At 71.3% G+C, this 13,919-nt stretch carries 13 protein-coding genes and 1 tRNA gene; 12 read left to right on the top strand and 2 right to left on the bottom strand.

The genetic code is table 11. The features are described from left to right. Positions 1 to 30 precede the first annotated feature (30 nt). Both IEV65_RS01335 and IEV65_RS01340 read left to right on the top strand, forming a co-directional pair. Positions 31 to 939: a SepX/GlpR family protein gene (locus IEV65_RS01335; protein ID WP_188427813.1), complete on the top strand. Its 909-nt coding sequence runs from the start codon at positions 31 to 33 to the stop codon at positions 937 to 939. 72 nt (positions 940 to 1,011) lie between these two features. Then, a tRNA-Ala gene (locus IEV65_RS01340) sits at positions 1,012 to 1,087 on the top strand. Between the two features lie 63 nt (positions 1,088 to 1,150). On the opposite strand, the gene IEV65_RS01345 is transcribed toward IEV65_RS01340, so the two are convergent. Beyond that, positions 1,151 to 1,828, bottom strand: coding sequence for an arsenate reductase/protein-tyrosine-phosphatase family protein (locus IEV65_RS01345; RefSeq protein WP_188427814.1), 678 nt, complete (start codon positions 1,826 to 1,828; stop codon positions 1,151 to 1,153). A 46-nt stretch (positions 1,829 to 1,874) separates the two neighbouring features. Between IEV65_RS01345 and IEV65_RS01350 the strand changes: the two genes are divergently transcribed. From IEV65_RS01350 to IEV65_RS01380, 7 genes are all read left to right on the top strand, one after another. Beyond that, positions 1,875 to 2,633, top strand: a complete 759-nt coding sequence (locus tag IEV65_RS01350) for an aquaporin (protein WP_229734775.1) — start codon at positions 1,875 to 1,877, stop codon at positions 2,631 to 2,633. 38 nt (positions 2,634 to 2,671) lie between these two features. Beyond that, positions 2,672 to 3,088: an arsenate reductase ArsC gene (locus IEV65_RS01355; protein ID WP_188429355.1), complete on the top strand. Its 417-nt coding sequence runs from the start codon at positions 2,672 to 2,674 to the stop codon at positions 3,086 to 3,088. 86 nt (positions 3,089 to 3,174) lie between these two features. Then, the gene (argF, locus tag IEV65_RS01360) at positions 3,175 to 4,179 is read left to right on the top strand and encodes an ornithine carbamoyltransferase (protein ID WP_188427816.1); all 1,005 of its coding nucleotides are present in this window, start codon (positions 3,175 to 3,177) and stop codon (positions 4,177 to 4,179) included. A 44-nt stretch (positions 4,180 to 4,223) separates the two neighbouring features. Then, positions 4,224 to 4,724: a PH domain-containing protein gene (locus IEV65_RS01365; RefSeq protein ID WP_188427817.1), complete on the top strand. Its 501-nt coding sequence runs from the start codon at positions 4,224 to 4,226 to the stop codon at positions 4,722 to 4,724. Next, entirely contained in the window at positions 4,721 to 6,316 is a 1,596-nt protein-coding gene (locus IEV65_RS01370; protein ID WP_188427818.1) for a PH domain-containing protein, read from the top strand. The genes IEV65_RS01365 and IEV65_RS01370 overlap by 4 nt, the downstream gene beginning before the upstream one ends. A gap of 9 nt (positions 6,317 to 6,325) precedes the next feature. Beyond that, complete coding sequence (locus IEV65_RS01375; RefSeq protein WP_229734777.1) at positions 6,326 to 6,730, top strand: tetratricopeptide repeat protein; 405 nt, start codon at positions 6,326 to 6,328, stop codon at positions 6,728 to 6,730. Positions 6,731 to 6,747: 17 nt separating this feature from the next. Then, on the top strand, positions 6,748 to 8,466 hold the full coding sequence (locus IEV65_RS01380; RefSeq protein ID WP_188427819.1) for a DNA integrity scanning protein DisA nucleotide-binding domain protein: 1,719 nt from the start codon (positions 6,748 to 6,750) through the stop codon (positions 8,464 to 8,466). A gap of 15 nt (positions 8,467 to 8,481) precedes the next feature. On the opposite strand, the gene IEV65_RS01385 is transcribed toward IEV65_RS01380, so the two are convergent. Beyond that, positions 8,482 to 10,086: a dolichyl-phosphate-mannose--protein mannosyltransferase gene (locus IEV65_RS01385; RefSeq protein ID WP_188427820.1), complete on the bottom strand. Its 1,605-nt coding sequence runs from the start codon at positions 10,084 to 10,086 to the stop codon at positions 8,482 to 8,484. A gap of 66 nt (positions 10,087 to 10,152) precedes the next feature. Here IEV65_RS01385 and IEV65_RS01390 point away from each other — a divergent pair, with 66 nt between their 5' ends. Genes IEV65_RS01390 through IEV65_RS01400 form a run of 3 tightly spaced genes read left to right on the top strand, consistent with a single transcriptional unit; the run spans position 10,153 to position 13,578 of the window. Next, on the top strand, positions 10,153 to 10,851 hold the full coding sequence (locus IEV65_RS01390; RefSeq protein ID WP_188427821.1) for a succinate dehydrogenase cytochrome b subunit: 699 nt from the start codon (positions 10,153 to 10,155) through the stop codon (positions 10,849 to 10,851). A gap of 16 nt (positions 10,852 to 10,867) precedes the next feature. Then, a complete protein-coding gene (locus IEV65_RS01395; RefSeq protein ID WP_188427822.1) occupies positions 10,868 to 12,838 on the top strand; it encodes a fumarate reductase/succinate dehydrogenase flavoprotein subunit in 1,971 nt (656 codons plus the stop codon). Then, a complete protein-coding gene (locus IEV65_RS01400; protein WP_188427823.1) occupies positions 12,835 to 13,578 on the top strand; it encodes a succinate dehydrogenase/fumarate reductase iron-sulfur subunit in 744 nt (247 codons plus the stop codon). The genes IEV65_RS01395 and IEV65_RS01400 overlap by 4 nt, the downstream gene beginning before the upstream one ends. Positions 13,579 to 13,919 lie beyond the last annotated feature (341 nt).

The following is a 13,919-nucleotide window of genomic DNA, read 5'->3' on the forward strand; positions in this document are numbered from 1 at the left end:
CGGGTGGGGCGGCCGCCTAGCGTGACGCATGTGCCACCCGCCAGCAGCTTGATCTTCGTCGTCATCGTGGCGGTGTGGGCTGTCTACCTGGTGCAGCACTGGGTGCGCCGCCGTGATCACCTGGCCACCGCCCGGTCAGTCGACCGGTTCTCCGAGGCCATGCGGGTGCTCGAGCGTCGTCGGGCGCTGCCCAGCCCGGACCTGTCCGAGCCCACGCCCCGCTCCTACTCCGTCTCCCCTCTGCGCCCCGCGCGTCCGCAGGTCGTCGTCAAGCGTCCGGCCGGCGCGACGGCCGTGGCCCCGCCGCCGAGCTACCGCCGCGCCAAGAAGGCGGCCCGTCTGCGCGCCGTGGCGCTGCTCGCCGGGTCCGTCACGCTCGTGACGCTGGTCGCGCTGCCGATCGCGGGCGTGCTGGCGAGCTGGTGGGTCTTCGTCGGGATCGGCTCGCTCGTCGCCTCGCTCGGCGTGGTGCGCTGGTCGGTGTCCCGCGAGCGCGCCCGTCGGCGCGCCGAGGCACGCGAGCGCGCCAGGGCCAGGACGGCCGCCGCTCGGCCCGCAGCCGCTCGGCCCGCAGCCGCTCAGCCCGTCCAGCAGCACGTGTTCGCCCGCCAGTCCGTCGCCGCCACGACGCGCACCGCCCGCCGGTCGGTCCGGACGGCGCATCTCTACGACGTCGTCGAGGTCGAGGCTGCGCTCAGGTCAGACCCGGTCGAGCCCGACCAGCTGCCCTCGGCCGACGTGGTCGTCGACGCCGCCGAGCAGGCCGCGTCCGGGTGGCAGCCGGTGCCGGTGCCTCCGCCGACCTACACGCTCAAGGCCAAGGCCGTGCGCGGGGTGGCCACGGCTCCGACGGGCTCGGCCCAGCTCCCGGCTGACGGCGCGGAGATGGCTCTCGACGAGGAGTTCGAGGACCTGCCCCGCGTCGAGTCGGCCGGCTGACGCGCAGGTCAGCCGACCTCCCGCCGTTTTTGGACGTCCCGATCACGGTGCTATAGTCGGTAGCCGCACCACGGGGCTGTGGCGCAGTTGGTAGCGCGTCTCGTTCGCAATGAGAAGGCCAGGGGTTCGAATCCCCTCAGCTCCACCACCACACAACCCGCCGGTCCTGCATCTCCGCAGGACCGGCGGGTTGTGTCTTGTCCGGCGTCGATCACGCCGCAGCGCGAAGGCGGGGCGCCAGGTCGTGCACCCGTCCCGCCAGCACCTCCAGCGTGTGGTCGAACGCTGCCTGACCGCCGCCCACCGGGTCCGGGACCGACCAGTGGGCCCAGTCCGCTCCGTTCAGTTCTTCGTGAGCGCGGTCGCAGACAGTGATGACCAGGTCCCCTCGGCGCTGCACCTCCGCAAGGGGCGCCGGCGGCACCACAGGCAGGTCCACGCCCTGACGACGTGCTGCCGCCACCGCACCTTCATGGATCCGCTCGCCCGGCAGGGTGCCCGCTGACACGGCCTGGATCGGGCTGGCGGTCCGCCAGAGGGCAGCGGCCAGGTGGGAACGGGCCGTGTTGGCGGTGCACACGAAAAGCAGGCGCTGCGGTCGGGCTGCGATGACGGGGGACGCCGCTGCGGGCATGGCGTCCCGCACGAGCGTCAGGTAGGTGCGGCGCCCGTCACCCTCGGACTTCCGGCGGGCCACCAGGCCGGCCTGCTCCAGCACCTTCAGGTGGTGCGCGAGCAGGTTGGAGGGGACGTCGAGCAGCGCACCGAGCTCGGAGGCCGACGCGTCGCTGACGCAGAGCCGATCCACGACCCGCAGGCGGGTGCTGTCCGCGAGCGCAGCGTGCCCGCGGACGCGCCGCTCCACGTCTCTTGTTTCCTCAATGTTCATTGACTCAATTTTGACTGAGCGGTCATGGCGGTGTCAACATCGGGGCGTGACCTCTCCTGCACCACTGGCCCGTCGCCTCCTGGCTGAGCTCGTCGGCACTGCTCTCCTCGTGACCGTCGTGGTCGGCTCGGGCATCGCCGCGGAGCGGCTGTCCCCGAACGACGTCGGGCTGCAGCTGCTGCAGAACAGCATCGCCACCGCGCTGGGCCTCACGGTGCTGATCCTGCTCCTCGGCCCCGTGTCGGGGGCCCACCTCAACCCCGTGGTCTCCCTCGCGGACTGGTTCCTGGGACGCCGAGCGGGGCGCGGGCTTCCCGCGTCGGACCTGGGTGCCTACGTCGTTGCCCAGACACTCGGCGCCGTGGGTGGGGCCGTGCTGGCGAACGCGATGTTCGACGTGGGCACCGCCGTCTCCGGAAAGGACCGCTTCACCGCGGGCCAGGGTCTGGGCGAGGTGGTCGCGACCGCAGGGCTGGTGGCCGTCATCTTCGCGCTGGCGCGCACGGGGCGAGGCGCCCTCGCGGCGCCCGCCGTGGGGGCCTACATCGGCGCCGCCTACTGGTTCACCAGCTCGACGTCGTTCGCGAACCCCGCGGTCACGATCGGCCGCGTCTTCTCCGACACCTTCGCCGGGATCGCCCCCGGCTCGGTGCCGGGCTTCCTCGTCGTCCAGCTCCTCGGTTGCGTCGTCGGCGTCGCGCTGACGCTCGCGCTCTACCCGGACTCCGGGCAATCTGCCGATGACGTCGTCGTGCCGCAGGAGCGCGACGCGCGGCCCGCCCCCGACACGCTCCACACCCCATGACCCGCCACGTCCGTGACCACCCCTCCCAGGAGACCCTGATGACCGACAAGCCGTCCGTCCTGTTCGTCTGCATCCACAACGCCGGCCGCTCCCAGATGGCCGCCGCCTACCTGCACCACCTGTCCGGGGGTGCCGTCGAGGTCAGGTCCGCAGGGTCGGCGCCTGCCGACCAGGTCAACCCGTCCGCGGTCGCCGTCATGGCCGAGGAGGGGATCGACCTCACCGCCGAGACCCCCAAGATCCTCACCACCGAGGCCGTCCAGGCCTCCGACGTCGTGATCACCATGGGCTGCGGCGACACCTGCCCGATCTTCCCCGGCAAGCGCTACGAGGACTGGGAGCTCGACGACCCCGCCGGGCAGGGCGTCGAGTCCGTGCGAGGCATCCGCGACGACATCCGGGTCCGGGTCCTGGACCTGCTCGACTCGCTCGGCGTCGAGCCCACCCGCACCTGAGCTGTCGGCCTCTGCCATAGTGGGGCCTTCACCAACGGCGGGGTGCACGGCATACCTGCGAGCCCCCAGACACGAGGAGGGGCCCTATGGCGGTCAACCTGCACGGACGCAGCCTGCTGTCGCTGGTCGAGGAGACGCCGGCCGAGATCCGCTACCTCGTCGACCTGGCGCACGACCTCAAGCGCGCCAAGTACGCCCGGCAGGAACGCCAGATGCTCGTGGGCCGCTCGATCGCCCTGATCTTCGAGAAGACGTCGACCCGGACCCGCTCGGCGTTCGAGGTCGCCGCCGCGGACCAGGGGGCGAGCACCACCTTCCTCGAGCCGTCCAGCACCCAGATCGGGCACAAGGAGTCGCAGAAGGACACCGCGCGCGTCCTGGGGCGCATGTTCGACGCCATCCAGTACCGCGGGGACAGCCAGGAGACCGTCGAGCGGCTGGCCCAGTGGGCGGGCGTGCCGGTCTACAACGGGCTCACCGACGACTGGCACCCGACGCAGATGCTCGCGGACGCCCTCACGATGGCCGAGCACACCCACAAGCACCGGCACGAGACGTCCTTCGCCTACCTCGGGGACGCCCGCAACAACATGGGTCACTCCCTGCTCCTGCTCGGTGCCAAGCTCGGCATGGACGTGCGGATCGGTGCACCAGAGGCGCTGCAGCCGGCGCCCGAGGTGGTGCAGCTGTGCCAGCGCTTCGCCGACGAGTCCGGCGCCCGCCTGACCATCACCGACGACCCGGTCGAGGCGGTGCGCGGCGTCGACTTCGTCCACACCGACGTGTGGGTCTCGATGGGCGAGCCGAAGGAGGCGTGGGACGAGCGCATCGACCTCCTCCTGCCCTACCAGGTCAACGCCGCACTCATGGCCGCGACCGAGAACCCCCGGGTGCGCTTCATGCACTGCCTGCCGGCCTACCACGACGCCCACACCACGGTCGGGGCCGAGCTCATCGGGCGGCGCCCCGAGCTCGCCTCAGGGGTCGAGGTGACCGACGAGGTCTTCGAGTCGGCGGCCAGTATCGTGTTCGACCAGGCCGAGAACCGGCTGCACACGATCAAGGCGCTGATGGTGGCCACGCTCGTCTGACGTCGGAGCCGCGCGCCGGGAGGGGACTGATGGAGGTCGAGGGTATGCCACCTGCCCGCCTGCGCGAACCCGCTCACCGGGTCAGCCCGAGGGCGGTCCGCTACTGGACGGTCAACGCGCTGCTCGGCAACGTGCTCGCGTGGGCCGTGATGTTCGTCATCGCCTGGTTTCTGCCCGAGGGTCGCTGGTGGTCGACCACGCTGGTCTGGCTGTTCGTCGTCGCCATGCTGGCCAACGTCGTCGAGGTCGTCGTGGAGCCCGTCGTCCGCTACCGCCGGACCCGGTGGGAGGTGCGCGACGGCAGGGTCTTCGTGCAGACCGGCTGGCTCTCCCGCGACCAGCGCATCGCCCCGCTCTCCCGTGTGCAGACGGTCGACACCCACCGGGGTGCGGTCATGCGGCTGTACCGGCTGGCGAACATCACCGTGACGACGGCCTCGGCCGCCGGCCCCATCACCATCCCCTGCCTGGACACCGACCTGGCCGAGGCCGTCACGGCCGAGCTCGCCCGGATCACCGGCCAGACGCGCGGCGACGCCACGTGAACCTGCCCGACCTGCCGCCACCGTCGGGACCGCCCGTCGCGGGAGTCCCGGCACCCCCGGGCGGCGCGGGCCGCTGGCAGCGGCAGAGCCCGCGGATGCTGCTGCTCACCCCGGTGCGCACGCTGGGCTCCTTCGCGGTGCCGCTCGTGCTGGCCGTGCTCGGCGTGCGTCGGGGCCGGGACGAGGACCCCTGGTGGCTGCTGGTCGTGGTCGCCGGCGCGGCGCTCGCGGTGGTGTTCGGTGTCGTGTCGTGGGCGGTGACCCGGTACCGCTTCACCGACGAGCAGGTGCAGCTGCGATCGGGCGTGCTGAGCCGGCGCGTCACCACCGCGCCGCTCGACCGCGTCCGCAGCGTGGACATCGAGGCCCCGCCGCTGCACCGGGTGCTCGGGCTCGCCAAGGTCAAGGTCGGCACCGGCGTCGACGCCACGCGGCTCGAGCTCGACGGCGTCTCGGCCGCGCAGGCGACCGACCTGCGCACCTACCTGCTCGCCCGCTCACGGGTCGCGGGAGGGGACGGGGAAGGCGCACCGGCGCCCGTCGACGCACCCGGGCGAGGAGGCACGTCATACCTCGGACCGGCGCAGCCGGAGACCGAGCTCGCGCGGATCGACTGGGGGTGGCTGCGCTACGCCCCGTTCAGCCTCTCGAGCCTCGTCGTCGTCGCCGGTGTGTTCGGTGTGCTCGCGCAGTTCGGCGACGAGCTGCCGATCGACCAGATCGACGTCGCCCAGGACGCGTGGCGGTGGGTGGTCGCGCAGGCCCTCCTCGCGCTCGTCGGCGCCGTGGTGCTCGTCGTCGTCGTGGGCTGGGTGGTCGTCTCGACCGTGACCTATGTGCTCACCTGGTGGAACCTGCGCGTCGTGCGTGAGGGCCGCGGCAACCTGCGGATCACCCGGGGCCTGCTCACCACCCACAGCCAGACCGTGGAGCGGGCCAAGGTCCGGGGCGCTCTCATGGGGGAGCCGTTCCTGCTGCGCCTCGTGCGCGGGGCCGAGCTGTCGGCGATCGCGACCGGTGTGGGCACGGGCGGTCGGACCAGGGTGCTGCCGCCCGCCCCTCGCTCGGTCGTCGTCCAGGTCGGGCACGAGCTGCTCGAGGAGCACGGCCCGCTCACCATGGCGATGGTGGGGCACGGTCCGCGTGCCCGCCGACGGATCCATGTGCGGCACCAGTGGGGGACGCTCCTGGTGACCGGTGCACTCGCCGTGCCGACGTACCTCCTCCAGGACCTCTGGGTCCTCGGGCGGCTCCCCGACTGGGGGCCGCCAGGTCTGCTCGTCGTCCTCGGCCTGGTCAACGCTCTCGTCGCCGAGAGCGCGTGGCGCAACCTCGGGCACGGCCTCACCGACCGCCACCTCGTCGTCCAGACCGGCACCTTCATGCGCACGCGGGAGGTGCTGGAACGGGCGGGCATCATCGGCTGGCGGATCGAGCAGGGCTTCTTCCAGCGCAGGTTGGGGCTGGCCGACCTCATGGCCACGACGGCGGCCGGCTCGGAGGTGCTCACGGCGCCGGACATCCCGCTGGACCTGGCCGTGCAGCTCGCCGGTCGCGCTACGCCGGGAATGCTCGACGACTTCCTGGTGTAGTAGTCGTCTATGAGCGAGAACTTCGAGGACATGCTGAAGGGGCTGACCGGCACCCCGTCCGAGGAGCTGCCTGCGATCGAGCTGCCGGAGGACCAGGAGCTGGACGACCACGCGCGCTACGACCGCGCGACGTTCGCCTTCGAGACCAAGAGCTACGCCTACGCGGCCACGCTGCTCGAGCCGCTCGTGGAGTCCAACCCCGGCAACTCCGAGATCGTGCTGCTGCTCGCCCGGACCTACTACCACGCGGCGCGCCTCGGCCCGGCGGAGGCGCTGCTGCGGGACATGATCGACCGGTGGCCGGGCGACGCCTACGCCCACCTGCTCCTGGCCCGCACCCTCCAGCGCGCCGGGCGCGCCGAGGAGGGCGCGCCATACCTCAAGATCGCCGAAGCCATGGGTCTGGACGGCTGAGGAGCGTGCCCCACCGGATGTTCGAGCACCAGGCGGACCTGCGCTGGTCCATGGAGCGCCTCGCGGCCGAGGCCCTCGAGCGGTGCGGGGTCGAGCTGGACCCGCGCGGCTTCCTGGTCGGCATCCCGGAGGACGACCAGTCGCTGCCGGTGCAGATCGAGCCGCGCCGGCGCGCCTTCGACGTCGAGCAGGTGGTCGGCGTCCTGGACGACATCGACGCCCGGCTGCGCCGGCGCCTGCGCGAGCTCGCCCGCGAGGACGTGCCGGAGGAGGTCGAGGAGCAGGAGTACTTCCAGCGAGCCGTGCTCGAGGGCTGCCGCCGCGACGCGGTCGTCGACGCGCTCCAGGTCGCCGCACGCTTCACGGACCGGACCGTGATCGTCGGGATGAGCGTGGTCCTGGGCGACTACCGCATCTTCCCCGTGCTCGCCGTGCTCACCGAGCCGTGGGAGGAGATCCCGGGGCTGGGCTCGGACAGCGTCGACGGGCTGGGCGTGCCGACGTCCTTCCCCGAGGCGGTGGTCCAGGACGTGCTGCGCGCGACCTCCCGGGAGCTGGACCGGCTCAGCCCGACGACCATGCTGGCGGTGGACTCCGGCGCGGTGCTGCGCTCGGCCGCCGACACCTTCGTCAACGGGATCGCGGCCCGCACCGGCGCGACCGCCGCGCACGGGCTGCGCGACGCGCTCGACGCGGTGTCGGCCCAGACCTACGAGGGCCGCGCCTCGCTCGGCACGATGGTGCTCGCCCCGCGCGGCCACCCGGCGGTGGAGGTCGCCGTGACCTTCACCCACCCGGTGCCGGTGGGCGTGGCCCGGTCCTTCCGCAAGGTCCTGGAGATGTCCGGGGTCAAGCTGCGGCTGCTGTGCGACGGGCGCGAGATCTACGGCCTGGGCGCGGTCGCCGCCGACTACGACCGCAGCACCGAGGAGGTCTACGTCGTTCGGGTGGACGGCAACGGGTCGTGGGAGGTCCGCCACGGGCCCCACGCGCTGCTGCGCGTCGACCACGGGCAGCCGACCCTGCCGCAGGACCGCATGGACGACGAGGTGTTCGTCGAGACCTTCTCGCGGGTGTTCCCGCAGCAGGACGAGGCGGGCCGCTCGGTCGTCTGGGAGATGGCGAAGGCGTGCACGATGCAGCGCCACGGGACCATGCTCGTGGTGCACCCCGACGCCGTCGCCGAGGGGGAGCGGCTCCTGCCGCAGGCCCAGCTCATCGAGGCCACCACGGTGACCGCGCGGACCCTGCGGGCCATGACCACGGTCGACGGTGCCGTCCTCATCTCCCCGGACGGCACCTGTCATGCGATCGGCGTGATCCTGGACGGGGCCGCGACCGGCACCGGTGACGGCTCGCGCGGCGCCCGCTACAACTCCGCCATCCGCTATCTCGCCGGGGCCGGCCGCGGATCGATGGTGATCATCGTCAGCGAGGACGGCCGCATCGACCTGCTGCCGATCCTCAAGCGCCGGGTCTCCCGCGGCCGCGTGCAGCGCGCGGTGGACCGGCTGGTCGCCGCGGCGCGGGAGGAGGAGGACTACGAGACGTTCGCGCGGCTGGACCGCACCGTCTCGGGGCTGGAGTTCTACCTCTCGGCCGAGCAGTGCGACGTGGTCAACGAGGCGCGCGAGTCGGTCGAGCAGCGACGCTGGCTCGAGGAGCGGGTCCGGATGCAGGTGACGCCGATCCAGCCGCACCCCGGGCTGGACGACAGCTACTTCGTCGACGCCTGAGGGCCGGGCGGCCGCTCAGGTCCAGAAGTCGAACCACATCCGCATCTGCCACTCGTCGCGCGGCAGCACGACGGCGGCGTGGACGGGGTAGTACCAGACGAACCAGGCCGCGGCCAGGGCGAGGTAGACGACCACCGCGACGGCGCCCCACCGGCGCCGGCGCGGCGAGGCGGTCGCCGGCCCCAGCACCAGGCCCAGGCAGCACACGACGACGAGCACCAGCCAGGGCACGAACGCCACCGCGTAGAAGCTGTAGATCGTGCGGGTCTGGTAGAGGAACCAGGGCAGCCAGCCGGCGATGACGCCCGACAGCGCCGCACCGGCCCGCCAGTCGCGGCCGAGCAGCCAGAGGAAGAGCACGACCAGCAGGCCGAGGGTCGCCCCCCACCAGACGAAGACGTTGCCGAGCGAGGCGATGTAGTCGACGCAGTCGGCCACCTCGCAGCCCTGCTCACCACGCTTCGGCCACTCGGAGTAGAAGAGCGTGGGGCGCCACTGGACCGTCCAGCTCCACGGGTTGGAGCTCCACTTGTGCTCGTTGTGCAGCCCGACGTGGAAGGTCATCATCTCGACGTGGTAGGCCCACAGGGACCGTAGGGCGTCGGGCACGAGGTCCGCGAGGCTGCCGGGCGGAGCGGGGTGGCTCACCGCCCAGTCCCGCTTCCAGCCCCCCTCGGTGACGAACCACCCGGTCCAGGACACGACATACGTCACCAGCGCGGTGGGCACCATGAGCAGGAACGCCGGTATGCCGTCCCGCACGACGGTGCCCACGAACCAGCCGTCCGCCCCCGCCGCGCGCCGCGCCCCCATGTCCCACCAGACGGTCATCAGCCCGAACGCGGCGAGGAAGAACAGCCCGGACCACTTCGTGCCGGTGCACAGGCCCAGGCTGACGCCCGCGGCGAGCCGCCACCAGCGCACGCCGAGCGAGGGTCCCCACCAGCGCACCCACCGACGCCACAGCGAGCGGGGGACCGGTGAGCCGGTATGCCGTTCGAGCCAGGGTCCCCATCGCGCGGCGAGACGGCGGCGCGCCTGCTCGCGGTCCAGCAGCAGGAAGAAGAAGGCGAGCAGCGCCCACCACATGACGAAGATGTCGAGCAGCCCCGTGCGGGACTGGACGAAGTGGTGGCCGTCGACGGCCAGCAGGCTCGCGGCCGCGATCGCGAGCAGCGCGTTCTTCCACAGCAACCACGCGACGCGGCCGAGGACCAGGATCGAGAGGGTGCCGATCACGGCCGAGGAGAAGCGCCAGCCGAAGGAGGACTCGGGACCGAAGAGCATCTCGCCGAGCGCGATCATCCACTTGCCGACGGGCGGGTGGACGACGAGGTCGGGGACGTCGCCCCAGACGTCGGGCGTGCCGCGCGTGAACAGCTCGTCCGGCTTGTCCAGACCTGCCCGGATCTCGCGCTCGTGGCCGAAGAGGCGCAGCGACCAGGCCTGCTTGACGTAGTAGGTCTCGTCGAAGATCAGCTGGTGCGGGTGGTCCAGCCGGACGAAGCGCACGATGCCCCCGACGAGGGTCGCGAGCAGGATGCCGACCCAGGCGACGCGGTCGGCGCGCACCAGGCTCCCGGGCGGCGGCCCGAGCAGCCGCGCCCGCAGAGACTCCATACCCGCATCGTAGGTGGTGGGGAGTCGGTAGGCCGTGCGGCGCAAGGTGGGTAGTAACCTGCCCCCGTGGCCACTACAACCCTTCCCCCGCGCACGACCCGCTCGGGTCCGCCGAGCATCGTGCTGAAGACGATCATGGCCGTCACCGGCCTGCTGTTCATCGGCTTCCTGCTCGTCCACATGTACGGCAACCTCATGATCCTGCTGGGTCCTGAGGCGTTCGACGAGTATGCAGAGCACATCCGCACGGTCGGTGAGCCGATGATCCCGGAGAAGGGCGTGCTCTGGGTGCTGCGGATCGGGCTGCTGGCCTCGCTGGTGCTGCACGTGTGGTCGGCCGTGACGCTGTGGGGGCGGGCGGGCAAGGCCCGGACGACGCGCTACGTGATGAAGCGGCCCGGCTACGGCAACTTCTACGCCAAGGCGATGCGGTGGGGCGGCCTGGCGATCCTGCTCTTCGTCATCTTCCACCTCCTGCACCTGACCACCCACACGATCACCTTCGGCGAGCCCGAGCCGACGCCGGCCGGCCGTGTGCTGGAGAGCTTCAGCCAGTGGTGGGGCGTGCTGATCTACGTCGTGGCGATGGTCGCGGTGGGGATGCACCTGCTGCACGGCATCTGGGGAGCGTGCATGACGCTGGGCCTCAACACCTCGCTGAAGCGGGCCGAGCAGATCCGCTTCGTCTCGATCCTGGTCTCCACGATCATCGTCGTCGGTTTCCTGATCCCGCCGTTCGCCATCCTGCTCGGACTCGTGAAGTAAAGACAGGGAATCACTGATGACTGACATGCTGATCGAAGGTCTCTACCGCGAGGGAGAGCCGATCGCCGACACCAAGGCGCCCTCGGGCGACATCGCCCAGAAGTGGACGAAGCGCAAGTTCGACGCCGCGCTGGTCAACCCGGCCAACCGTCGCAAGCTCGACGTGATCATCGTCGGCACCGGTCTGGCCGGAGCCGCTGCCGGGGCCACGCTCGGCGAGGCCGGCTACAACGTGAAGTCCTTCTGCTACCAGGACAGCCCCCGCCGCGCGCACTCGATCGCGGCCCAGGGTGGCATCAACGCCGCGAAGAACTACAAGGGCGACGGCGACTCCATCTACCGCCTCTTCTACGACACGGTCAAGGGCGGTGACTACCGCTCCCGCGAGACCAACGTCTACCGCCTCGCCGAGGTGAGCGCGGACATCATCGACCAGTGCGTGGCCCAGGGTGTGCCCTTCGCCCGCGAGTACGGTGGCCTGCTCGACAACCGCTCCTTCGGCGGCGTGCAGGTCTCGCGCACCTTCTACGCCCGCGGCCAGACGGGCCAGCAGCTGCTCATCGGCGCCTACCAGGCCCTGGAGCGGCAGATCGCGGCCGGCACGGTCCAGATGTTCGCCAGGCACGAGATGCTGGAGCTCATCGTCGTCGACGGGAAGGCCCGCGGCATCATCGCCCGCGACCTCGTCACCGGCGAGATCGAGACCCACATGGCCGACGCGGTCGTCCTGGCCTCCGGCGGCTACGGCAACGTCTTCTTCCTGTCGACCAACGCGATGGGCTCCAACGTCACCGCCGACTGGCGGGCGCACCGCAAGGGCGCGTACTTCGGCAACCCCTGCTACACGCAGATCCACCCGACGTGCATCCCGCAGACAGGTGACCACCAGTCCAAGCTCACCCTGATGAGCGAGTCGCTGCGCAACGACGGTCGCATCTGGGTGCCCAAGCGCGCCGAGGACTGCGACAAGGACCCGCGGCAGATCGCCGAGGAGGACCGCGACTACTACCTGGAGCGGATCTACCCCGGCTTCGGCAACCTGGTCCCGCGCGACATCGCCTCGCGCCAGGCCAAGAACATGTGCGACGAGGGTCGCGGTGTCGGGCCCGCCGTGGACGGTGTCCGCCGTGGCGTCTACCTCGACTTCGCCGACGCCATCGCGCGCCTGGGCGAGGACGCGGTCCGCGCCAAGTACGGCAACCTCTTCGACATGTACGAGCGGATCACGGGGGAGAACCCCTACCAGGTGCCGATGCGCATCTACCCCGCCGTGCACTACACGATGGGTGGCCTGTGGGTCGACTACGACCTCCAGTCCACGATCCCGGGCCTGTTCGTGGCCGGCGAGGCCAACTTCTCCGACCACGGCGCCAACCGCCTCGGCGCCTCGGCGCTGATGCAGGGCCTGGCCGACGGCTACTTCGTCCTGCCGAACACCATCCGCGACTACCTCGCCAAGGGGCCGTTCCCGGAGGTCGCCGCCGACGACCCGGCGGTCGTCGAGGCCGAGCAGCAGGTCAAGGGCCGCGTCGAGCAGCTGCTCTCGATCAACGGCACCCGGTCGGTCGACTCCTACCACAAGGAGCTCGGCAAGATCATGTGGGAGAAGTGCGGCATGGAGCGCACCGACGCCGGCCTCCGTGAGGCGATCGAGGAGATCCGTGCGCTGCGCGCCGACTTCTGGCGCAACGTCCGCGTGCTCGGGGTCAACGAGACCCTCAACCAGTCGCTGGAGAAGGCCGGCCGCGTCGCCGACTTCCTCGAGCTGGGCGAGCTCATGTGCATCGACGCGCTGCACCGCCGCGAGTCCTGCGGCGGTCACTTCCGCGCCGAGTCCCAGACCGAGGACGGTGAGGCGCTGCGTCACGACGACGAGTTCGCCTACGTCGCGGCCTGGGAGTGGGGCGGTGAGGGCGGCGCGCCGATCCTGCACAAGGAAGACCTCGTCTACGAATTCATCGAGCTCAAGCAGAGGAGCTACAAGTGAAGCTCGCGCTGAAGATCTGGCGCCAGGACGGCCCGAAGGACCCGGGCCGGATGACCCGGTACGACATCGACGGGGTGTCCGAGGACAGCTCCTTCCTGGAGATGCTCGACCTGCTCAACGAGCAGCTCATCGCCAAGGGCGAGGAGCCGGTCGCCTTCGACTCCGACTGCCGTGAGGGCATCTGCGGGATGTGCGGCGTCGTCATCAACGGCGAGGCGCACGGCCCCGAGCGGACGACGACCTGCCAGCTGCACATGCGCAGCTTCAAGGACGGCGACGAGATCGTCATCGAGCCCTGGCGTGCGGACCCGTTCCCGGTCATCAAGGACCTGGTCGTCGACCGGTCCGCCTTCGACCGGATCATCCAGGCGGGCGGCTTCATCTCGGCCAACACCGGATCGGCGCCGGACGCGCACGCGACCCCGGTCCCCAAGGACGACGCCGACCGCGCGTTCATGGCCGCGGAGTGCATCGGCTGCGGCGCCTGCGTCGCGGCCTGCCCCAACGGCTCCGGCTCGCTCTTCATGGGTGCCAAGATCACGCACCTGGGCGAGCTGCCTCAGGGCCAGCCCGAGCGCGACGCCCGCGTCATCGCGATGACCGAGGAGCACGACCACCTCGGCTTCGGCGGCTGCACCAACCTCGGCGAGTGCACCCGCGCCTGCCCCAAGGGCATCCCGCTCAACGTCATCTCCCAGATGAACGCGGACCTGCGCCACGCCGGCTACGGCCGCCGCTGACGACCGGACAGGCGTTACAGCCGCACCGGACAGGCGTTACAACCGCACCGGACAGGCGTTACAGCCGCACCGGACAGGCGTTACAGCCACACCGGACAGGCGTTACAGCCACCCGGAAGGGCCGGCCCGATCGGGCCGGCCCTTCTGCTTTCGGGCGACCAGCCCGCGACTGGCCGACCGAGCCTAGGTGCATGGTCGCGGCAGGAACGCCTGTCCGGTTGAGCGGGGAGCGGCAGGAACGCCTGTCCGGTCGGGCGGGGAGCGGCAGGAACGCCTGTCCGGTCGGGCCGGGGGCGGCAGGAACGCCTGTCCGGTCGGGCAGGAACGCCTGTCCGGTCGGG

The organism is Ornithinimicrobium tianjinense (assembly GCF_014636495.1).
In the GTDB taxonomy this organism is placed as follows: Bacteria; Actinomycetota; Actinomycetes; order Actinomycetales; family Dermatophilaceae; genus Ornithinicoccus; species Ornithinicoccus tianjinensis.